The following is a 20,490-nucleotide window of genomic DNA, read 5'->3' as shown; positions in this document are numbered from 1 at the left end:
AGATGGACGGTGATGGTGATGGAGCGGGGCCTATCCAGCCAGAGCCGCCTGATACTTACGGGTCTCGGCGCCCTGCTCGTCAGTGCCGCTGCTTCCAGCGTTGCAGGCATCTATCTTGGCTCCGTTAGCGAACTCCTTGCCCTGATACCCGGCCTGATGGTGCTCCTGCCGTCGATCATCGATATGCGGGGGAACATCGCCGGCGTCTTTGCCTCCCGCCTCTCCTCGGCGATGCACCTTGGAGAATTCTCCATCGAGTTTCAAGAGGGCTGCGTTCTCGGCGACAACATCCGCGCCTCGTTTGCGATAACGATTCTCATAGCGTTCGTTCTCGGCATCTCCGCCTACGCAGGAAGTACTCTTTTCGGGCTTCCCGTGGTGGGCATAACCGATCTCGTGCTGATCTCGGTCATCAGCGGCGTGGTCTCGGGACTCGTGGTGATGGGGATCACTCTGGTCATCGTGCTCGTGAGTTATCGCTACGATCTCGATCTCGACATGATCGGCGCTCCGACCGTTACCACCTCGGGGGATCTCGTCACGCTCCCGATCCTCGTGCTCTCCGCGACGTTCGTTATGCTCCTCCCGCCCTCGATACGCCTGGCGCTCGGGGGTATCGCGGTCGCCGTTGCCGTCGCCGCCATCCTCTACACCCGGCGTCGGCCGGAGGGTGTCGGGCCGATTGTCCGGGAGAACATCTCTCTCCTCATCCCGCTCAGCGTCTTCGGCACGCTTGCCGGACTGACCTACTCGCTCAACCTTGAGGACCTGGTGACGTTTGCAGCCTTTCTCATCCTGATACCGCCGTTCATGGGCATTCTCGGGTCGATTGGCGGCATACTCGGCTGCCGCCTCTCGACGGGAATGCACACCGGCGAGCTCAACCCCTCGTTCCTCCCCGAGCGCAGCGTGGTGCATCATTTTATTATTTCCTACCTCTATACGTTGATACTGCTTCCACTGCTGGCGCTCATCGCGCATGGTGCGGCGGTGCTCATGGGGCTGAACAGCCCGGGTCTCGGGATGCTGGTCATCGTCAGCCTTGCGGCGGGTCTGGTCGTCATGACACTGGTGAACGGGGTGGCATACGTCACCGCGAGCCTTTCATTCCGGTACGGCCTCGATCCCGACAACTTCGGAGTCCCTGTCATCACAAGCCTGATCGACCTGATCGGTGCAGCCGCGCTCGTGACTGCGATAGGCCTGCTACTGTAGTGAAAGAACGGAGAACGACGGTTAAAAGCCATGATGGAACATGAATATCAGCCGATCAGCTTCAAAGACGTCCTGATCGAGATGAAAGACGTCTCCGAGCTGATGGTCGATCTTTCTTATTCAGCGATCCTCTTCGACAGCAAAGAGATAGCGCTCGAGGTGATCAACCTCGAGGAGAGGATGAACAATCTGGTTTACCAGGCCAGAATTCAGAGTGTCCTCGGCGCGAGAAGGATCGAAGAGGCCGAGGCGATGAGCGGTATGCTCCAGGTGGCCGAAGCGGCGGAGAGGATCGCGAACTCGGCCTCGGATATAGCAAAACTCATCTTAAAAGACATCCGGTTCCCCGCGAAACTCAAGCGGGTCTTCCCGGAGGCCGAAGAGATCGTCACCCGGGTTATCGTCAGCCAGGGAAGCGAGCTTGTCGGCCACACGCTCGGCGACCTCAAAGTCCAGAGCACGACGGGTATGCAGGTGATCGCCATCCGACGCGGGAGAGGCTGGATCTACGACCCCGACAGGACCACCCGGGTGGAGAGCGAAGATATCCTGATAGCGCGAGGCCCGGAGGCCGGAGAGGAGATCCTCTCTGAGATGGCGGGGTCGATGGAGCGTCCCCGGGGCGAACCCTCGTCCGCGGGCGATGTCGACGATCTCGATCGGGCAGTCCAGTTGATCATCGAGATGAAGAACCTCTCGGAACTCTCCGTCGGGCTGGCATACACGTCTCTCCTCTTCAACAACATGGAGGTGGCGCACGAGGTGGTCGCCCTCGACTCGACGCTCGACGATATGCGCTACGACCTGGATCTCTGGGTCCTTGAAGCGGCTCGAAAGATCGAGGATGTGCGCTATCTTCGCGGCCTGCTGTATATGACATCGTTCGCGCAGGCGATCAGCGACTCAGCCCACTCAATTGTCGACGTCCTGCTGCGCGATATCGAGATCCCGCCGATATTCAAGAAGATCGTCCGGGAATCAGATGAGATCATCACCCGGATGACCGTGACACCGTCGTCGCCGCTTGCAGGGAGGACGCTCAGGGAGATGTCACTTGCGACGGTTACCGGGATGGTCGTGCTCGCCATCAAGCACGGCGACCGGTGGGTCTACCGCCCGGGAAAGAGCGTCCGACTGCAGAGCGGCGATACCATCATCGCGAAGGGCAGGCGGGACGGTGAGTGCCGGCTCTACGAACTTGCCGGGCACACCGCCGAGGTGTCCGAAGAATAATTGGGAGAATTACTATGGGAGATACTGAAGATACAATTGTTTATCGTCTCGGTGCGAACTGCAGTCTCGACGAGGTGGAGGAAGGGAAATCCTACCTCGGGCGGGTGCAGGGGTTTGCCCCGTTCGGCGTTTTCGTCCAGTTAAATGACCGGGTCAAAGGGCTCGTTCATAAGAGCAACGTGAAGGTGCAGCATGCCGAACGCGACCCGATCATCGTTCACGTCCTCCAGATCCGGAGCAACGGCAACATCGACCTCGAGGAGGTCACGCCGACTGTCTACCAGACACAGAACGTGACTAAAACGACGACCGCCGTGCTTATTGCCGATATCGGGAAGAAGATCGGCAGGACGGTACTGATCGAGGGTGAGATCGCCCAGATCAAGCAGACGTCCGGTCCGACGATCTTCACGGTCGTGGACGCATCAGGCACCGCGAACGCCGCTGCGTTCGTCGAGGCGGGCGTCCGCGCGTATCCCGAGGTGGAACTCGGGGATATCGTCGCTCTCACGGGCGAGGTAATGCAGCGCAATAACCAGCTCCAGATCGAGGCCTCGTCCGTGACAGTCATGGAGTCGGAGGATGCGGCCCGGGTCAGGGAGCGCATCGACGCGGCGCTCGATGAGCGGGCGGAGCCGGTAGACCTCCCGTTCCTGGTGGAGAGCGAGGTTCTCGAAGCCCTGAGGCCGCAGATGCGGAAAGTGGCAAAGGAGATAAGGAAAGCCGTCCTGACCGCGCGGCCGATCATCCTCCGGCACCATGCGGATGCGGACGGTATCTGCGCCGCCGTTGCTGTCGAGCAGGCTGTGACCGCGCTGATCCGGGAGAGCGGCGGTGACTTCGACGCAGAGTACTTCCTCTTCAAGCGCTCGCCATCCAAGGCTCCTTTCTACGAGATAGAGGATATCACGCGGGATCTCGACTTCGGCCTCAAGGACAACGCCCGCTACGGGCAGAAGATGCCGATGATCCTCCTGATGGACAACGGATCGACCGAGGAAGATATGCCGTCGCTGAAGGTGACCCGGATCTTCGATCTCCCGGTGATGGTCGTCGACCACCATCACCCCGACGAGATCGTGGACGATTACCTGATCGGGCACGTCAACCCCTACCATGTGGGCGGCGATTACGGGGTCACGGCCGGGATGCTCGGGACAGAGGTCGCCCGGATGGTCAACCCGGCGGTCGAGGACCAGATCCGGCACCTGCCGGCGATCGCGGGTGTCGGCGACCGGAGTGAAGCGCCGGAGCGTGCCCGCTACCTCGCGGTTGCTGCGCCCGAATACTCGGAGGATGATTGCCGCAACATCGCGCTCGCACTCGACTACGAGCAGTTCTGGCTCCGGTTCAGCGACGGGAGAGAGATCGTCAAGGAGATCCTGAACCTCTCCGGCAACCCCGAGCGCCACGAAATGTTCGTCAACCTGCTTGTCGAAGAGGCGAATCACGCGATCGAGGAGCAGCTCGAGGCCATCATGCCTCACGTCGAGAGCCGGATGCTCGCAAACGGCGCTCATCTCTTCATGCTCGATGTGGAGCTCTTCGCTCACCGGTTCACATTCCCGCCGCCCGGGAAGACTTCCGGGGAGGTGCATGACCGGCTGGTCCGGGCGCACCCGGGAGAACCGATCGTCACGCTCGGGTTCGGGCCGGACTTTGCTGTCCTGCGTTCCCGTGGCGTCATGATGAACATACCCCGGATGGTGCGCGAGCTCCATAGCGAGATCTCCGGTGGGGGAGTGAGCGGCGGCGGCCACCTTGTCGTCGGGAGCATCAAGTTCGTGGAAGGGATGCGCGATGTGGTGCTCGAAAGCCTGATCCAGAAGATTGGTGAAGCACCAATCTGATCGCTACTTCTTTAGTTGCGGCCCGAAAGCCGGCTCAATCCGGGATTAACCGCATTCAGGGCCATCAGAAGCCGATACAGCATTGCCGCTTCATTCTCTTCTCAGAGCATCGCCGCTATGAAGCGATGCCTGCTGTCGCCACATTGCGGGGCGCATCGGGTGGGTAACCGTCGGTGCAATTTTGATGATGACCGAAATATAAAAATAGGTATATTTCCCATGTGGGCTCTCATGACAGGAAATCTACGGGCGTGGAGAGCACTCCTGGCCGTGCTGCTTCTGGGGGCAGCGGTCGTCATGCTCCCCGCAGCAGCCCAGAGCACGACAGCCACGGAACCGTTGACCTGGACGCTCGCTCCGACACCCGGCGAGACCGTGACGGAGGAGACTCCGGAGGAGATCCCCGACGACGAGACGCCCGATCTTACGCCGGACGAGAGCGAGACGCCCGAGGAGACTCTGGCCGGGATAGCGGAGGATGCGACACCCGAACTTACACCGGACGAGAACGAGACGCCCGAGGAGACTCTGGCCGGGATAACGGAGGATGAGACTCCCGAACTTACGCCGGTGGAAAACGAGACTCCCGAAGAGACTCTGGCTGTGACAGGCAACAATACGACCAACGAGACCGGTCCTCCTGTCGTAGTCGAGACGGACGAGGCAACGCCGGAGATGACGGCGGCAGATACCGCCACGACCGAGTTACCGACGTTCACGCCGATCCAGGCGGCACAGGTCAACGGGAGTGCGACACAGGCCGCCCCCCTCTCGCTCGCCGGGGCCGTCCTGGCTGTTCTCGCCGCTGCGCTCGTCGTCGTCTTCGGGCGGAACCGGAGGTGACGGCGGTATGCCGGGAGAGCAGTCGCCCGGTGCCGTTCGAGACCCGGGGGGGGCGGGGCTGCCGGGAGCACCCCACCCCCTTCCGGTTCCCGCGCTCGCGGAAACCATGCTCCGTTCTCGGGGCTGCAGCTGGTGCTCCCTGCCTGCCCGATCGGCACGACGATGCTCAATTATATGCACTGATTAGTATATCTGCTGTATTATTTTTTGGGCACAAATAGGTAGTTATAAATATTGATCTGGTCAAAAAAGACATGCTCACGAGGGAAACAGTCGATGTCGACAAAAGATCGTATTAAAGAGAAATATAGCGACACCCAGCGAAGGATCCTGTACCACCTCAAGACAGGACTGCGAGCCGGGAAATCTTACTTCAAATCCAAGTACATCGCAACCGATCTTGGTCTTTCCGCAAAAGAGGTCGGCATCAACCTTGCTATCCTCTCCGAGATCTGCGATGAGTTGGATATCCGGCGCTGGAGTTATTCGAACAGCACGACGTGGCGTGTCACCTCCCGTGCATCATAATTTTATCCTGGAACGCTCTATTCTACGATATGAAGATCATTGAGTTCGAAGCACCCATTGAATTTGTAGCCAATATCAACGAGCACAAAGACTGCCTCATGTCCCAGGACAAGAACCACGAGAACCCGGAGGTGCTCTGGTTCAACATCGATGTCCCCAAGGGACATGGCGTGCAGGCAGGCGACCGGGTCAGGGTGACCGTCGAAAAGATCTAAAAGGTTCCACAACTGCAACTGCTTTTCGCCGGGGCATCCCCGGTCTCACCCGAGAGGAGTGGAGAAGTATTCGGGGAGCGTCTCCAGGGTAATGCGGTAGGAGTCCACATCGTCCACGCTGACGATGAGGTAAAAGTCCTTTCCTCCCCTCTCGACGTTTTTGATGATGCTGCCGGGATAGTGCAGGTCGGCCCCCTCGACGACGGTTCCGCTCTCAAACTCCACAAGTGCCATCCTGAAATGCGCCGCCTGGGGTCGTACCGTCGAGGAGACACTGCAGTTAAGCCTCCACACCGCGTAGGGCACATGGAAGACCTCGGTGATGCCGCCTCGCCCCTCCTCGATGTAAGCGAACGGGATGATCTTCTGAGTGCCTTTCCATGGGGGGTCGGAACCACCGTAAAGCGTGAGGTTGCCGGGGAGACGGCAGAGGGGGTAGTCCCATACCCCGGTCGCGTAGGAGAGCCTGGTTGGTTCGAACGGCGCGCCAGGTGTCTGTGTGGGGGAGATGGTGACGGGAGGCGTCGGGTCCGGGATCTCCGGTGCCTCCGGTCCGGCCTCCGCTATGGGCGGCCGAACGAGCAGCACCAGCATGGAGACGATAACCAGGGCAGCAAGAATGCTGAAGACGTCGCCTCTATCCACAGATTAAAGTGGATGTACGGGGTAAAAAGCTCTTCGGGTTTGACCTTGCCCGGAGATCGAAGGAGAAGGTCCTTTGTGGGCTGGATTGACCAGATTTTTCAGAACCTGTCTTCATGATAGAGCGTCTAAAACGGAACCGTTAATAAGAAGCCGCGACCACAATCCTCTGATAGCATGGATGTCACTGAGGTGCGCACATGGGTGATATTTTACCTGATCTCCTTCGTGGTGCTCCTTGCGGCGACCTTCATCACAACCCAGAGCGGTAGCCAGCTCTGGATCAGCCTGATGCTCATCATCATCGTCGTCGGTGTAAATTTTTACCTGCTCTTCTCCGAATTGAAGCGTTATCAGGCCCGGAGGGCCTTCATGCATCGGATGTCGCAGTTTGAAGAGGACGAGACGGACGTGGAATCCGGCTACCTCTGGTGATGCTCAGGCAGCCTTGCGCAGTACCTTCTGCACGGCGTTGTACGGCACGAAAAGGTGCTCCACCTCTCTTGCCAGGTACTCGGTCTTTCCTATGACATAGTAACCATCGACGGCAAGTGCAGAGTGAAATAGATGCGTAAGGTCGTTCTTCTGCTTCTCGGTGAAGTAGATGGTGACGTTGCGGCAGGTGACGGCGTCGAGGTACCGGGAGATGGGGACGCCAGACATCAGGTCGTGCTCCCGGAATTTAACCAGGTTTTTGAGATGGGGGCGAACTTCGAACGTGCCGTCTTCGTGCGCGATGAAGTGCTTTCGGAGCCTCCTCTCATCGACGTTCTCGAGCGTCTTTCTGTCGTAAATCCCGGCCATGGCCTTCTGCAGAACCCCGGTATCGATATCGGTCGCGTGTATCGTTATTGTGACATTTTGATGAAGAGCCATCAGTTCGTGCGCGAGGATGGCGAGGGAATAGGGCTCCTCGCCCGTGGAGCAACCGGCACACCAGATCCTGATTGCGTTCTTGCGGCGGGCGAGATCCGGCAGTATCTCCCGGCGTATCACTTCGAAGACCTCCGGGTCACGGAAAAATTTGGTGACGTTGATGGTGAGTGCGTTCCTGAGCAGGTCGTGTTCCTGGGGATTTGCGAGAAGGTACTTATGGTAAGCCTCGAAATCTGCGGTGTTCGTCAGGCGCATCCGCGAGAGGATGCGCCGTTTGATGTAGTCCTCTTTGTAGTTCGAGCATTTGATCCGGATCAGTCTCTCGATGCTCTGCTGGAGCGATGCGAATTCGTCCATGGGATTACCTGTTTGTGCCGGGTGCTGATTCACAGAGACGTTCTAGTGAGTTGCGTGTCGCCGCCGAGTTCGTCGATTACTTTCTGGACATCGAGCCATATGATGAGGGTCTGGGCCTTCCCGTCCTCTTCATCCCCTATCTTGATGATTGCTTTGACGTAACTGCTGATAGACGACGTGATGCCGTCGCTGATACGCTCGATCTGGTCATCTCTGACCGATACGACACTGTGAACGTCGTCGACGATGATCCCTACGTTCGACCCGTTCGTCACGTCCGGCATCAACACGACGATCTTTCGGTTCTCGGCCTCCTCCGATGCAGGGAGCCCGAGAAGATCACGGAGATCGATGATGTTCGTGATCTCGCCTCGGAGGTTGATGATGCCCGCGAGGTACTCGGGAGCACGGGGGAGGGGAGTGATCGGCATCATCTCCACGATCTCTCTTGCAATCTGGATATCCAGTGCGTAGTGCTCTGCCCCGAGCTGAAATTCTACCACATCTACGGATGCTGCCATCTTCTCCTCCGTTCAGTTGATCTTGAACTGCTTCATCACCGTCTCGAGTTGTCCGGCCATGCCTGCCAGTTCGTGTGAAGCACTTCCGACTTCCTCGGTCGATGCGCTGACCTCTTCGGCGAGTGCCGCCATGTCCTCGGTGCGGTTCAGGCTCTCCTTGGTCATGTGGGTGGACTCGTCCATCTTCTGCATGACGTTGTTGGTGGAGTTCGCCTGGTCCTCGGTAGCCCTGGTTATCTCGGAGATGCCGCCGGTGACCACCGCCACGCTGTCGACGATCCGGTTCAGGCTCACGATAACCTTGTTGACGCTCTCGATGCCTGCCTGGATCTCCTGGTGAGACGCCTGCATTGAGTCGGTGGTCTTCTCGGTGCTTGCCTGGATTGTCCGGATCAGGTCCTCGATGTCCTGGCTCGCGCGCTTGGACTCTCCGGCGAGATTCCTGATCTCGCCGGCGACCACAGCGAATCCGCGGCCGTGCTCCCCGGCACGGGCGGCCTCGATCGCAGCGTTCAGCGCGAGAAGGTTGGTCTGGTTTGCGATGTCGGCGATCAGTTTGACGATGTTGTTGATCTCCCGCATCTGGTTGTTGAGGGTGCTGATCTCCCCCACGGTCTGCGTGGAGATCTCCTCAACGAGCTGCATCTTCTTCGTCGCGACTTCACCAAGCGTTGCCGCGTCGTTTCCTTCCTTCGATGCCTTCGATGCCTGATCCATGACCGACTGCGTCGTGCTTGCAATCTCCTCGATGGATGCCGAGAGGTCGTTGATATCCGTCCCAATCTCCTCGAGCTTCTCGAGCTGGCGGCGTGCGTCCTCTGACGACTGCTGCGTCGAGACGGCGACCTGCTCTGTCGCCCGGATGATCTCGTCGGTGCTCTTGCTGACCTCCTTCGTCGTCAGGTCCACCTGCCGGGCGGCTTTCGCCACATCGGCGAGGAGCGCGCGCATAGCGGTCAGGGAGGCGTTGTAGTCGTTCTTGACTGCGTGGAGGGGGTCGTCGGTTCCCGCTTCCACGAACGCCGTCAGGTCGCCCTTTGCCATGGCGGCGAGTGCGCCCCCGAGTTCCCTGGCGCTCGCTCCAAGCCTCTCGCTCTCCGTCTTTGCGGTCTCCATCAGGTCCCGGATCTGGTCTTCTCTCTCCCGCTGCTCGGTCCAGTCGTTCCAGACGTAGAAGGCCATCTCGATCGCGCCGCTCTTATCGAGGATGGGGATGGCGTTTAAGGTGAGATACTTCCTGGCGCCGTCGGGCCACTTGACCATGACGTCCGTCCGGGCGAGTTTCTTCGTCTCGTAGCAGGCGTAGAAGTCTTCACCGTTGAGGATGGTGATGTCGTAGTCGTAGAGTTTCTTTGCGAGGGTCTCTTCCCGGGTTCCCCGCCACATCCGGGCGTACTCGTCGTTGATGTCGATCCGGCTCTTGTCGGGACGAAGGGTCGCGATAGCGAGCGGGTTCTGCTTGATCATCGCATCCACCCGGTGCTCGGTATCCTTGACCTCCTCTTCCTTCTTCTTCAGGTCGGTCCAGTCGTTCCAGACGTAGAAGGCCATCTCGATCGCGCCGGCCTTATCGAGGATGGGGATGGCGTTTAAGGTGAGGTACTTCCTGACGCCGTCGGGCCACTTGACCATGACGTCGGTCCGCGCGGGTTTTTTCGTCTCGTAGCAGGCGTAGAAGTGGTCGCCGCCGACGACGGTGATGTCGTAGTCGTAGAGTTTCTTTGCGAGGGTCTCTTCCCGGGTTCCCCGCCACATCCGGGCGTATTCGTCGTTGATGTCGATCCGGCTCTTGTCCGCGCGGAGCGTCGCGATAGCGAGCGGGTTCTGCTTGATCATCGTGTCGATGCGGTACTGCATCCTCCGGATCTCGTCCTCTTCTTTCCGCTTCTCGGTGAGGTCGTTATAGACGATGAGGATACTCTCGATCGCATTCTCGTTGTCGAGCAGCGGGATGCCGTACTGCTCGAGGACATGGGTGCCCGAGGGCAGTTCGACGATGACTTCCCCGGAGACGCGCTTCTTCCCTTCGACTGCCTGCCGGAGGCCGGACCCCGTCTGTGACGTTATCTTGAAGTCTCTCAGGCTCCTGCCGAGCATCTTGTCCGTCGGGATTCCGCTCATCTCGCCGTAGGCAGCATTTACCATGGTTACCTTGAAGTCCGGATCGACGACCAGCATAGGCATCGGGTTCTCCTGAATGACCGTATCGGACCCCTTCAGCAGCATCTTGGCCTCGTCCAGCCGGCGCTTGAAGCGTTGCTTCTCCTCCTCCTTCTTATCGAGCAGCGCGTTGATCGAGGCGGCCAGCGGCCGGTAGTTCTCCGGAACGCCCGCAAGGTCGATCTGAACGGAGTCCTCGCCTTCAAGCGCTGCATGGAGTGCGGCCTCGAGCGCCTCGGGCAGCACCGCCGCCCCCTGTTCCTGCGCCTGTCCCGTCGTACCCGGCACAACCGGCCCGGTAAATAGTGCTTTCCTTCCAGGTTTGTCGATCATTGATTACACATCCTCAGCATGATTTTTGTCCCGCCCGGCAATCGCTGTTGCTATTGCCCGATATTCCCTGCCGGCATCGCTCTCGGGCGCGTAATGGGAGATTGGAAGCCCCTTTTGCTGCGTCTCATAGATTGCAGGGGAGTATGGAACTGCAAAGACCTGCTTGAACGCTTTTTTTACCTCGAACTCGAACGCCTTCAGCCGCTCCCTCTCCCGTTCCTCTTCTGCGGCGGAAGCGGGCGAGAAGATCCGCTTCAGGAAGAACGCAAGCCCGCCTGTTCCGGCAGCCGGATCGCCTGATCCTTTCCAGCGAGTCAGGATGGCAAAATCTGCGGCGACGTCTTCCCCGAGCATCTGCCTGATGTCATCAAAGATCGTGGACAGGGCTTCCATGCCTTTCAGGGCGAACGTGCCGGAATCGAGGGTGACGACAGTGTGGTCCGCTGCGACGAGGCCGTTGATGACGAACTGGCCCATGCTCGGGGGCGTGTCGATCAGTATGAAGTCGTAGGCGTCCCTTACCTGCGCGAGTGCCTCCCTGAGTATCCCCGCCCGGTCATCGATGCCGTAGAGGTAGGGCTCAACCCCTACGAGATCGAGGGTCGACGGAGCGAGATTGATCCCCGACGCCGTGGGGACGATCACGTCGGTGATAGCGACGTTGGGAAAGCCCTCAAAGATGCTCATGAAGACGTCATACATGCTCAGTTCAAGGGTTTCGGGGTTGATTCCGAGACCCGTGGTGGCATTGGCCTGTGGATCGCAGTCTACAACCAGGACGCTTTTTCCATCTTTCTGGAGGTATCCTGCAATGTTGAGACATGATGTCGTCTTTCCTGTGCCGCCTTTATGATGAGCGAACGCTATAATCGTAATGTCCAGCACCCCTCAGTATCCTTATTTGAAATAGGTGTTATTAAACTTACTTTTCTAAAACGATATATTCTGGGCGCCTTATGTTTTTTGAAATATTTTTTCGTTAGAAAGGGGGGATCAAAGGTATCTTCACCACTGTGTCTCAAGGGCTCCGAGGGGTGCGGAAGAGGGCGGCGTGTATGCCGATCGCTCCCGGGAAGTCCGGCAACAGATCTCACCGAAGGAATTCGCTTTCAGTAGAGCGTATAATGGGCCTTCTCTCTCCGTGATCGCTTGCAGCCCGGAGCCTCTGCACGCGCTCGGAGATCGATGGCCGATAATCGGACCCGGAACGAAGTGATGCCCCTCTCCGCAGGCCGAAGAGAAGGTTCTGGAGGAGGGCTCCGGGGTCCCTCGTCCGGTAGCAGCGCCTCATCGCATCGGCGGCATAGTGGTCGGCGGTAAACTCCTCATTGTCCATGCAGCGGTAGTAGGTCCGGTAGGCGAAGAAGACGGTCAGGAGGAGGAGGACGACGAAGACCGGTTTTGCAAGCGGGAGTGCTCCCGCCAGCAGGGGAGGGTGCCCGAGGAAGGCGAGGCAGAGGAGAAGCGGGAGGGCCGGGAGGGCAGAGAGGAGAGAGGAGCCCTTTCTTACGTGCCCCTCTTCGTGGAGGAGCATGAACCGGAGCGCATCGTCGCTTGCCCCTGAGAGATATCTCTCGTAGAATGAATGCCGGTAGCGGATACAGTTGAGTGCCGGTGATCCCCGTATGGAGACGGTGAGAGGGCATCTCACCAGTCTCGTCTTTCGGTCGATCAACCCCTTCTCCTGAAGTTCCCGGAATATCCGGTACAGGCGGGGATCGCTGTCGGCTCTTATCATTACCACTTAATTATAATACTTGTCATATATTAAATATTGCTCCGGATCAGATCGCCTCTTCCCCGGCAATTTTCTGATTTCGCCAGCAGTAATCCCCCGGTACTGGTCTCTCCCGGAGAAGCATTGCCCGGCCTGGTGCAGTCCCTTCTCCCGGGCAACCTCTGAGGAGAAGGGGGATGCGCCTGCACGGCCTCCATGAACCCGTGCGTATCTCACACCGCGTCCTGTGGTTTCGGGCTCCGGATTTGAAACATCTACGATCTCCGTTTTTTTCACAATATTTTAATAATAGCAACCAAAATTCTGAATGAATAGAGTGGAGGTGAATCTGGAGGGCTGGAGGGAGCCATACGGCCGTGCTTGCGCCCGGCACGGTGTGCGGATCCCCGGTCCTCCGAGCAGATGTCCGGAAAATATACGATCTTTCTGATACTGGCCGTTGCCGCCCTCACCGGGGCTGCCGGATGCCTCTCCACGTCATTTGGTGAGGTAACCTACAGCGGCGGCACCCTGCAGGTCCAGGTAGAGAACACCGGCGAGCCCGTCGAGAACGCTGTGCTCCAGATCAGGATCATGGAGGTGAGCGCGCTCGAACAGCACGAGGTCTTCTCCGAAGCGCGTTACATCGACCTCGAACGGGGAGAGAACGAATACACGATATCGGTAGACCTGCAGCCCGGTTCATACCGTGTCTACCCGACCGTATTCGTCGGCAACGAACGGAGGGGATCCGTCATCCGCGACCTGGAGGTAACAGCCTGATCCCGGCGGGACTCGCGGCGGCGCGGGGGCTTGAGCCTGCGGACGCCGTCTTCTCCGGAGCAGAGGTCTTCAACCCGTTCGCGTGTACCTGGGAGTGCGTGGACTTCGCGGTGAAGGGCGGCCGTATCGTCGGCTTCGGGGACTACCAGGGCGCGCGGGGGTACGACCTTTCGGGCGCTTACGTGGTGCCCGGATTGATCGACGCTCACGTCCACATCGAGAGTTCGCTCCTCGCACCGTCGGAGTATGCGCGGCTCGTCCTTTCGCACGGCACGACGACGGTGATCGCCGACCCCCACGAGATAGCAAACGTCTGCGGGGCTCCGGGGATCGAGTACATGCTCGCCGAAGGAACCCGGACGCCGCTCGACATCCTGGTCATGCTCCCCTCCTGTGTCCCGTCGACCCCCCTCGATGCGGGCGGCGCCGTGCTCATGGCCGCCGATCTCGCCCGGTTCCGGGGATGGGAGGGGGTCGTCGGGCTCGCCGAGGTGATGAACGTCCCCGGCGTCCTCTCCGGCGACGAAGACCTCCGGGCGAAGGTGGACCTCTTTGATGTTGTCGACGGGCATGCACCGTTCCTCTCGGGAAAGGACCTGAACGCCTACATCTATGCCGGCGTCCAGAGCGACCACGAGTGTACGACGCTGACCGAGGCGCGGGAGAAACTCCTCCGGGGGATGTATATCATGATCCGCGAGGGCTCGACGGAGCGAAACCTCCGCGAACTCCTCCCGGTCGTCGATGCCTGCACGGCGCCGCGGTGCTGCTTTGCCACCGACGACCGGCACGCCGACATGCTCGCCGGGGAGGGCCACATCGACGACTGCATCCGAAAAGCGGTCGCATACGGTCTTGAGGTCGAGCAGGCGCTCCGTATGGCCACGCTCTCCGCCGCCGGAAGGTTCGGGCTCCACGACCGGGGCGCTCTTGCACCGGGAAAGCTTGCCGACTTCTGTGTCGTCGACGATCCCGACCGCTTCAAGGTCATCCGGACGTTCAAGCGCGGTGTCGAGGTGGTCGACGCCGGATACCGGCCTCCCGCCTGCCCCGCGTCCCCCATGCACGTCCGCGTGCCGGAACCCGGCGAGATCCGGATGACCGGGCGGGGGGAGGCGCGGGTGATCGAGATCGTGCCCGGCCAGATCACGACCCGTGACCTGCGCTGTCCGGTCGATGCTGCCGCGATCCCGGACCTCGACCGCGACATCCTCAAAGCGGTCGTCACCGACCGTTACCGGGCGACCGGTTCAGGCGTCGGGCTTGTCAACGGGTTCGGCCTGAAGGAGGGGGCGATCGCCGGGTCGGTCTCCCACGACTCCCACAACATCGTTGCCGTGGGGGCGAGCGACGCCGATATCGTCCGTGCCGTCGCCGAGGTGGTCCGGCTCGGCGGGGGTCTCGTGGTGGTCTCCGGTAGCGAGATGACCGCACTCCCCCTCGAGTGCGCCGGGCTGATGTCGGCCCTTCCCTATGACGAGGTTGTGAGTCGCCTCGCGGCTATCGAGGCCCATGCCCGGCGGCTCGGGTCTATCGTGAACCCGTTCATGTACCTCTCGTTCCTCGCCCTGACGGTCATCCCCGATCTCCGGGTCACGGAGCGGGGGGTCTTTGACGTCGGGGCATTTGCGGACGTCTCGCTCTTTTCTGAGTGAGGAGAGCACCCGGTTGGGCTCTCTCTTCGCTCATGCTCAGGGTTCCAACCGTATAATATCAGGCATTGAAAAGAGAGGAAGGATGGTGACCCGCTCCGGGCCGGAGGTCACTCATCCCCTTTTCTGGTCTTCCCGGAGTCTTTTGATACAGAGCGATCCGATTCTATCGAGGTGTCATCCGCCTGGAGGCTCGCAAGGGCGGGGCAGGCCTCGGTCTGCACTTCCTCTCCATCCGGAGCCTTTCCAGTCTCCGCCGCCGGATGCCTTCCGGCACGCCGGTTCCGGATCAGGGACGCGATGATGGCCACGACCAGGATCAGGATGATGATGGCGAGCGAGATCTCCACCGGGATGTGGTAAATGTCGGCGATCAGCATCTTGACGCCGACAAAACTGAGGATGCCGGCCAGGGCGTACTTCAGGTAGTAGAACGCGTTCATGATGTGCGCCAGCGCGAAGTACATCGACCTCAGGCCGAGGATGGCGAAGGCGTTGGAGCTGAAGACGATGAACGGGTTTGTGGTGATGCCGAGGATTGCAGGGATAGAATCGACGGCGAACATGATATCGGTGGTCTCCACCACCAGCAGGACCACGACCATGGGAGTGGCCCAGGTCACCATCTTGCCGGTCGCATCGGGCTTCCTGACGAAGAACCTGTCGCCTTCATAACCCCTGGTGACCGGCATGATCTTCCGGAACGCGCGGACCAGGACGTTCTTGTCCGGTTCGACCGCTACTTCCTCCTTCTTGAGCACCATCTTGATGGCGGTGTAGATCAGGAAGGCGCCGAAGATGTAGAGCACCCAGGAGAACGTCTCCACCAGCGCCACACCCGCTATGATAAACGCAAAGCGAAAGACCAGAGCCCCCATGATGCCGTAGAACAACACCTTGTGCTGGTCCTCTGCTGGCACGCAGAATGAGGCGAAGACGATTACGAAGACGAAGAGGTTGTCGACGCTCAGCATCAGTTCCATGATGTAGCCGGTGGTGAACTCGAGCCCCGCCTGGGGCCCCATCCAGATGTATACCCCGATGTTGAAGATCACCGCGGCGGCGATGAAGGTGGCGGACTGCAGGAGCGCCTCTCTCGGTTTTATCACATGGGCCTTGCGGTTGAAGACGCCGAGGTCGAGTGCCAGGAGTGCCGCTATGCTGATGAAGAATATGATCCACGCTGTTTCTGTTGCTACTACCATGGGCTCACCCGGTCAAGGTTTTCCCGGCTTTTCGCCGGTCTTTCTGCGCTACCTCGTCTCTCTGTATTATTTCTGCTCAAGCGATTAATTCCTTCTGCCGTGCGCGCTACGATACGTGCCACCCGCACACCCTCACCCGAGCCCCATCGCCTCCGGTGCCAGCACTGCTATCGCAAGAAGGATGATGGGCTGGTGCAGGAAGTAGATGAAGAGCGAGTGCCGGCCGAGGAACGAGAGCGACCGCAAGAGTCCCGGCTCTGCAACCGTGAACGCGAACCCCCGCCGCCCGTCAGGGTAGTAGAGGCGACCGACTGCCATCCCGACCAGGACGAGACCGAACCAGGGGAGGAGCGGGACGTAGTCGAGACTTGTGAAGGATTCCGGCCGAACCCCGAGCCAGAGGAGCGGCCAGGGGCCTGAGACCAGGCTTGCCGCGTAGCCCGCGATGAGGAAAGCGATGCTTGCGGCGATGAGTTTCTCCGCATCGAACCGGGCGAAGAGCGGCGCGAGCAGGATCGCGATCCCGATGAAGTGCAGGATGCCGAAGACGATGAAGACCGACGGCAGGAAGAACCAGGTGACGGCGGTGATGATGAGGCCGTAGCCGAAGATGGTGAGGCCGCGCCGGGCGTACTTGAGCGCGAGCCCGCGCCCGTCAAGCCGCCGCGAAGAACGCGCGTAACTGATGGTGAAGGAGACCCCGACGAGGAAGATGAACGTCGATGCGGTCAGGTAGGCGAGCATCCGGAGGAACCCCCCGGAGACGTCGAGCGGCAGGACGCCGAAGAAGTTGAGATCGAAGGCTGCGTGGAAGACGATCATCGTCACGACAGCGATGCCCCGGGCGAGGTCGATCTCCCAGTAGCGCTCTCCCGGCATGCTCCCGCCGTCAGAAGAGCCTTCGCCGGACGGGGGCGCCGCAGGCGGGGCAGGTCTTCGTATCGGATATCTCCCTCTCCTGCTCTTCGGTGGGCTCGTTGTAGAGCCGGGAGAAGCCGCACTGCCGACTGCACTCGATCACGACGAACGGGCTACAGATCCTGCCCATCTCCCCTCACCCCGCCCCGCTGCTGTAAGCGTATCATGATTGCCTACAATCTCATGGCAGGGTCATCTGATAAGGGTTTACCCCCGGGGTTTGGGGTGAGGTACCATTATTCCCCTGCCCGTTCTATGTTCTTTCATGAGCGATCGTGACGAGCATATCGTAGAGGCCGCCGGCAGATGCCGGGTCGTGATCCGGGACGGCCGGGTGGTCGAGGTCGGAGCGCCGCAGATAGAGGTCTGTCCGCTGGCGCGGCGGTTCGCCTTCCCGGTCAAGGAGATGACGCCGGAGGCGATACGCGAGAACATCGAAGGACGCATCAGGTCGTTCGGGATGTGCACGCCAAAGCGCGAGGTCCTTGCCGGGCCGGACTTCGTCATCTTCGGGGCATCGGAACTCCTGAGCAGCGCCGTCCGGCGGGGCGACCTCGACGTTGCGGTGATCGCCTCTGACGGGGCGGGGACGCTGGTTGCAGCGAACCCCGCCCTCATCCAGGGTATCGGCGGCCGTATGTCGGGTCTCGTCAAAACAAGCCCGATCCCGGAGGTGATCGCGCGGATCGAGGAGAACGGAGGCGTCGTCCTTGATGCGGAGAACGCCGCGATCGACCAGGCGGCCGGCGTCGCCCTGGCGGCAGAACTCGGCCACCGCCGGATCGCCGTGACCACCGCCGTTGCCGCCGAGGCGGCGGCTATCCGGAAGCGTTTCCCTGATGCCGTGATCGTCGCCGTCCACACGACCGGGATCTCGCCGGAGGACGCCGCCCTGATGGCCCGCTCGGCCGATATCATCACCGCCTGCGCCTCGAAGCATATCCGGGATGTGGCAGCAAAGGCCGCGCTCCTGCAGGCGGGAACGTCTATTCCGGTCTTTGCAATGACGACCGCGGGGAAGGCGATCATCCTCGGCAAGATCATGGAGACCGACCAGCAGGTCATCGTCCACACAGCGCGCCTCCCGGTGCCGGGATCGCAGTCGCCCTCGCCGCTCCGGTGATCACCGGCCCGGTATGTTCAGGTGGGCGGTGAGTTCGGCGAACTCTGCGAGAACGATGTCGGCCTCGATCTCCGCCGGGCTGCTGTCGCGCCAGTCTCCGTAGGCGGCAAACGCGGTCACCATTCCGAGACGCCTCCCCGGAGCGATGTCGCGGACCAGGCTGTCGCCGACCATCATCGCCCTTGCCGGAGCCGCATCGAGCCGCCGGAGGGCGTAGACGAGTGAGTCGGGCTCCGGTTTCCGCCTGCCCGAAATATCAGGGGTCACCACCGTTTCGAAGTAATCGATGAGTCCGGTCTTCTCGAGCCGCCGGCGCGCATGGAAAGACTCCGCGTCGGTCACGACCGCGAGAGAGATCCCGGCGTCCCGGAGGCACCGGAGCGTCTCCTCGACGCGCGGGTACGGTTCGACCAGGCCGAGTTTCACGTCCTCATAGGTGCGGCAGCAGACCTCGAACGTCCGCTCCTCGTACACCCCGAGGTCTACAAGATAGTCGCGTATGTTCTCATAGTCCTCGAACCCGTGAACCCCCCGGAGAAACTGGGAAAAGAGGGCTTCAGGGTCGCCGGTTCCGATGCAGTCGACGACGCACCGGCACGCCTCCCGCTTCGCTCCGACAAAGTCGAAGAGGGTGTTGTCCATGTCGCAGAGGACCGCCTCTACCGTCTTATGCCGAGTGCCGTAAGGTGCCTGCATATCTTGAGTTCCCTCATGAATGCACGGTACGCCCCGTCGTCCCGGAAACGGACTTTGAGTTCGTCGAGTTCGTTGCCCTTCCCGCCATACTCGCCGAAGATCGCGATTTCGCTACAGTTCACGAACCCGAAGACGGCGGCAAGGTTGAAGAGCAGTCGCCGGAACGCCGGCGCCGTGCAGGCTGTTACCTCTAATCTATATGGGCGGTCGAAGTAAAAGTACTCGAGCCCCTCGGCCATGCAGAGGTCGGCCATGTAGGTGTCGGCGGTCAGGAGGACCGGGAGGGCGTACCGCTCTTCCTCGAACTTGCGCAGCGCCCGGACGATATTGTAATCGTTCTCCTCGGAGAGGTGCGTATGCGTGCCCGGGGCCGCGATCTCCGTCGCCCGGTCACGGATGGTGCTGTACTCTTTCAGCGCAAGATACGCTGCTTTGCGTGACCGCTTCGTCCGCTTGTTCTCGAGTTCCGCGATGTACTCCCGGCAGTCGGGCGCCAGCGCCGTCATCTCACCGATCGTCTTTGCCGGGTACTTGCGGTTGATGGCATACGCGATCTCGTCGCGGACGGTATCGACGATCAGGTATGAAGCGTGCTCGATCTGCGGGTTGTTCGATGCAAACCCGTGATAGAAGAGGTTCGTATCGAGACCGAAGAAGACGGCCTTCTTGAGCTGCCCATACGAAGCAAGCATCGATTCAAAAGCGGCATGGTTCACGTAGCGGGCTATCCCGCTTGCAAACATGCACTCCTGGAGATCGGCATACGATGGGAGCTCCGCGGAGACGGGTTCGTATCCGGCAACCCAGTCTTTGAAGGTCTCGCGGGACGCGGGCAGTTCGAGCGAGAATCCGGTGCCTTCGGGGCGTGCGACCAGGATCTCGCCCTCGTAGAGCGGGTAGGTGACGCGGATCTCGTCGAGGCTGTTGATGAGAACCTGCAGGTGCTCCTCCCTGATGACCGCGTCGTTCATCTTATCTCCCCCGCATCCTCCATGATATCCCGGATCTGCTGGATCTGGTGCGGGATCATCATATAGGGCTTTGCAACGTCGTCGGTGTTCTTCATGGCAAGATAATAGATGTGCCGGATATCGAGCCCCGCGACCGAGACCGCGATGAGCGCCCCGGCGACCGTGACCTTCCTGCCGGAGGTGATATCGATCGCCACGTCGAGTCCCTGCTCGATGAGGTCGCCGGCAAGCGCCCGTATCGTCTGCCCGGCCCGTACAAAGTCCGCTTCGGGCAGGATCTCCGTCTCGATCGCGGGGACGAACCCATATCCCTCCGAGATGGCTCCAATCGCCCTGGCCGCGACCGATGCTTCCTGCGCGTAGGGTTCTTCGGTGACGATAATGACCCGTTCGGGGCGCAGCTCCTTCTCATGCAGGACTGCGTGGTAAGCGTTGACGAGCGCCCATGTCGAGCGCCCGAGAAGTGTTATGTAGGCGTCGCGAGAAGCGGGTGTCACGGGGGGAATCACTGCTTCAAGACTCACCCTGATGCTATATAGGCTTTGTCGGAGCAGCCCTCCCGGTATCGGGGTTGGTAGCCGGAATTCCGAGCCCATTAATTCATTATATTTGGATTATTGGCCCTTAATCCGGCTTATCTGATGTCACATGA

At 60.4% G+C, this 20,490-nt stretch carries 22 protein-coding genes; 10 read left to right on the top strand and 12 right to left on the bottom strand.

Annotated elements, in window-relative coordinates; translation table 11 throughout:
- The first annotated feature begins 12 nt into the window (after positions 1-12).
- The 6 genes from FKB36_RS07050 to FKB36_RS07025 all read left to right on the top strand — a co-directional run bounded on the left by FKB36_RS07050 (position 13) and on the right by FKB36_RS07025 (position 5,884).
- Entirely contained in the window at positions 13-1,215 is a 1,203-nt protein-coding gene (locus tag FKB36_RS07050) for a magnesium transporter (RefSeq protein WP_261597352.1), read from the top strand.
- Positions 1,216-1,245: 30 nt separating this feature from the next.
- Positions 1,246-2,448 carry a potassium channel family protein gene (locus FKB36_RS07045; RefSeq protein WP_261597351.1) on the top strand — a complete coding sequence of 401 codons (1,203 nt, stop codon included), beginning with the start codon at positions 1,246-1,248 and terminating at the stop codon, positions 2,446-2,448.
- A 14-nt stretch (positions 2,449-2,462) separates the two neighbouring features.
- On the top strand, positions 2,463-4,298 hold the full coding sequence (locus tag FKB36_RS07040) for a DHH family phosphoesterase (protein ID WP_261597350.1): 1,836 nt from the start codon (positions 2,463-2,465) through the stop codon (positions 4,296-4,298).
- A 231-nt stretch (positions 4,299-4,529) separates the two neighbouring features.
- Positions 4,530-5,141: a hypothetical protein gene (locus FKB36_RS07035; RefSeq protein ID WP_261597349.1), complete on the top strand. Its 612-nt coding sequence runs from the start codon at positions 4,530-4,532 to the stop codon at positions 5,139-5,141.
- A gap of 276 nt (positions 5,142-5,417) precedes the next feature.
- Positions 5,418-5,669, top strand: coding sequence for a DUF7123 family protein (locus FKB36_RS07030; protein ID WP_261597348.1), 252 nt, complete (start codon positions 5,418-5,420; stop codon positions 5,667-5,669).
- 29 nt (positions 5,670-5,698) lie between these two features.
- A complete protein-coding gene (locus tag FKB36_RS07025) occupies positions 5,699-5,884 on the top strand; it encodes a hypothetical protein (RefSeq protein ID WP_261597347.1) in 186 nt (61 codons plus the stop codon).
- A 45-nt stretch (positions 5,885-5,929) separates the two neighbouring features.
- Here FKB36_RS07025 and FKB36_RS07020 read toward each other — a convergent pair whose 3' ends face one another.
- Positions 5,930-6,529: a hypothetical protein gene (locus tag FKB36_RS07020; RefSeq protein WP_261597346.1), complete on the bottom strand. Its 600-nt coding sequence runs from the start codon at positions 6,527-6,529 to the stop codon at positions 5,930-5,932.
- Positions 6,530-6,730: 201 nt separating this feature from the next.
- Between FKB36_RS07020 and FKB36_RS07015 the strand changes: the two genes are divergently transcribed.
- Entirely contained in the window at positions 6,731-6,961 is a 231-nt protein-coding gene (locus FKB36_RS07015) for a hypothetical protein (RefSeq protein ID WP_261597345.1), read from the top strand.
- Between the two features lie 3 nt (positions 6,962-6,964).
- Here the strand turns inward: FKB36_RS07015 and FKB36_RS07010 are convergent, their stop codons facing one another.
- From FKB36_RS07010 to FKB36_RS06990, 5 genes are all read right to left on the bottom strand, one after another.
- A complete protein-coding gene (locus tag FKB36_RS07010; RefSeq protein ID WP_261597344.1) occupies positions 6,965-7,759 on the bottom strand; it encodes a CheR family methyltransferase in 795 nt (264 codons plus the stop codon).
- Positions 7,760-7,788: 29 nt separating this feature from the next.
- The gene (locus tag FKB36_RS07005) at positions 7,789-8,280 is read right to left on the bottom strand and encodes a chemotaxis protein CheW (protein WP_261597342.1); all 492 of its coding nucleotides are present in this window, start codon (positions 8,278-8,280) and stop codon (positions 7,789-7,791) included.
- A gap of 12 nt (positions 8,281-8,292) precedes the next feature.
- Positions 8,293-10,773 carry a methyl-accepting chemotaxis protein gene (locus FKB36_RS07000; protein WP_261597340.1) on the bottom strand — a complete coding sequence of 827 codons (2,481 nt, stop codon included), beginning with the start codon at positions 10,771-10,773 and terminating at the stop codon, positions 8,293-8,295.
- 3 nt (positions 10,774-10,776) lie between these two features.
- Positions 10,777-11,658, bottom strand: coding sequence for a ParA family protein (locus FKB36_RS06995; protein WP_261597339.1), 882 nt, complete (start codon positions 11,656-11,658; stop codon positions 10,777-10,779).
- 205 nt (positions 11,659-11,863) lie between these two features.
- Positions 11,864-12,511: a M48 family metalloprotease gene (locus FKB36_RS06990; protein WP_261597338.1), complete on the bottom strand. Its 648-nt coding sequence runs from the start codon at positions 12,509-12,511 to the stop codon at positions 11,864-11,866.
- Positions 12,512-12,913: 402 nt separating this feature from the next.
- Between FKB36_RS06990 and FKB36_RS06985 the strand changes: the two genes are divergently transcribed.
- Entirely contained in the window at positions 12,914-13,273 is a 360-nt protein-coding gene (locus FKB36_RS06985) for a hypothetical protein (RefSeq protein WP_261597337.1), read from the top strand.
- A gap of 98 nt (positions 13,274-13,371) precedes the next feature.
- Positions 13,372-14,928, top strand: coding sequence for an adenine deaminase (gene ade, locus FKB36_RS06980; RefSeq protein ID WP_261597336.1), 1,557 nt, complete (start codon positions 13,372-13,374; stop codon positions 14,926-14,928).
- A 107-nt stretch (positions 14,929-15,035) separates the two neighbouring features.
- On the opposite strand, the gene FKB36_RS06975 is transcribed toward ade, so the two are convergent.
- The 3 genes from FKB36_RS06975 to FKB36_RS06965 all read right to left on the bottom strand — a co-directional run bounded on the left by FKB36_RS06975 (position 15,036) and on the right by FKB36_RS06965 (position 17,178).
- Positions 15,036-16,130, bottom strand: a complete 1,095-nt coding sequence (locus FKB36_RS06975) for a TerC family protein (RefSeq protein WP_261597335.1) — start codon at positions 16,128-16,130, stop codon at positions 15,036-15,038.
- 132 nt (positions 16,131-16,262) lie between these two features.
- Positions 16,263-17,009, bottom strand: a complete 747-nt coding sequence (locus tag FKB36_RS06970) for a heparan-alpha-glucosaminide N-acetyltransferase (protein WP_261597334.1) — start codon at positions 17,007-17,009, stop codon at positions 16,263-16,265.
- Positions 17,010-17,019: 10 nt separating this feature from the next.
- Positions 17,020-17,178 (bottom strand): hypothetical protein, encoded by a 159-nt coding sequence (locus FKB36_RS06965; RefSeq protein ID WP_261597333.1) that lies wholly within the window; start codon positions 17,176-17,178, stop codon positions 17,020-17,022.
- Between the two features lie 135 nt (positions 17,179-17,313).
- Here FKB36_RS06965 and FKB36_RS06960 point away from each other — a divergent pair, with 135 nt between their 5' ends.
- Entirely contained in the window at positions 17,314-18,171 is an 858-nt protein-coding gene (locus tag FKB36_RS06960; RefSeq protein WP_261597332.1) for a methanogenesis marker 8 protein, read from the top strand.
- Here the strand turns inward: FKB36_RS06960 and FKB36_RS06955 are convergent, their stop codons facing one another.
- From FKB36_RS06955 to FKB36_RS06945, 3 genes are read right to left on the bottom strand one after another with little or no spacing between them, the layout of a single operon-like run.
- Positions 18,172-18,867, bottom strand: coding sequence for an HAD family hydrolase (locus FKB36_RS06955; protein WP_261597331.1), 696 nt, complete (start codon positions 18,865-18,867; stop codon positions 18,172-18,174).
- Positions 18,831-19,838, bottom strand: coding sequence for a hypothetical protein (locus FKB36_RS06950; RefSeq protein WP_261597329.1), 1,008 nt, complete (start codon positions 19,836-19,838; stop codon positions 18,831-18,833). The genes FKB36_RS06955 and FKB36_RS06950 overlap by 37 nt, the downstream gene beginning before the upstream one ends.
- Positions 19,835-20,335 (bottom strand): hypothetical protein, encoded by a 501-nt coding sequence (locus FKB36_RS06945; protein ID WP_261597328.1) that lies wholly within the window; start codon positions 20,333-20,335, stop codon positions 19,835-19,837. Before FKB36_RS06945 ends, FKB36_RS06950 begins: the two co-directional genes overlap by 4 nt.
- Between the last annotated feature and the right edge of the window lie 155 nt (positions 20,336-20,490).

It is taken from the genome of Methanoculleus formosensis (assembly GCF_025384765.1).
Taxonomy (GTDB): Archaea; Halobacteriota; Methanomicrobia; order Methanomicrobiales; family Methanoculleaceae; genus Methanoculleus; species Methanoculleus formosensis.
The sequence above is the reverse complement of the archived record's forward strand: the minus strand, read 5'-3'. Positions and strand labels throughout refer to the sequence as shown.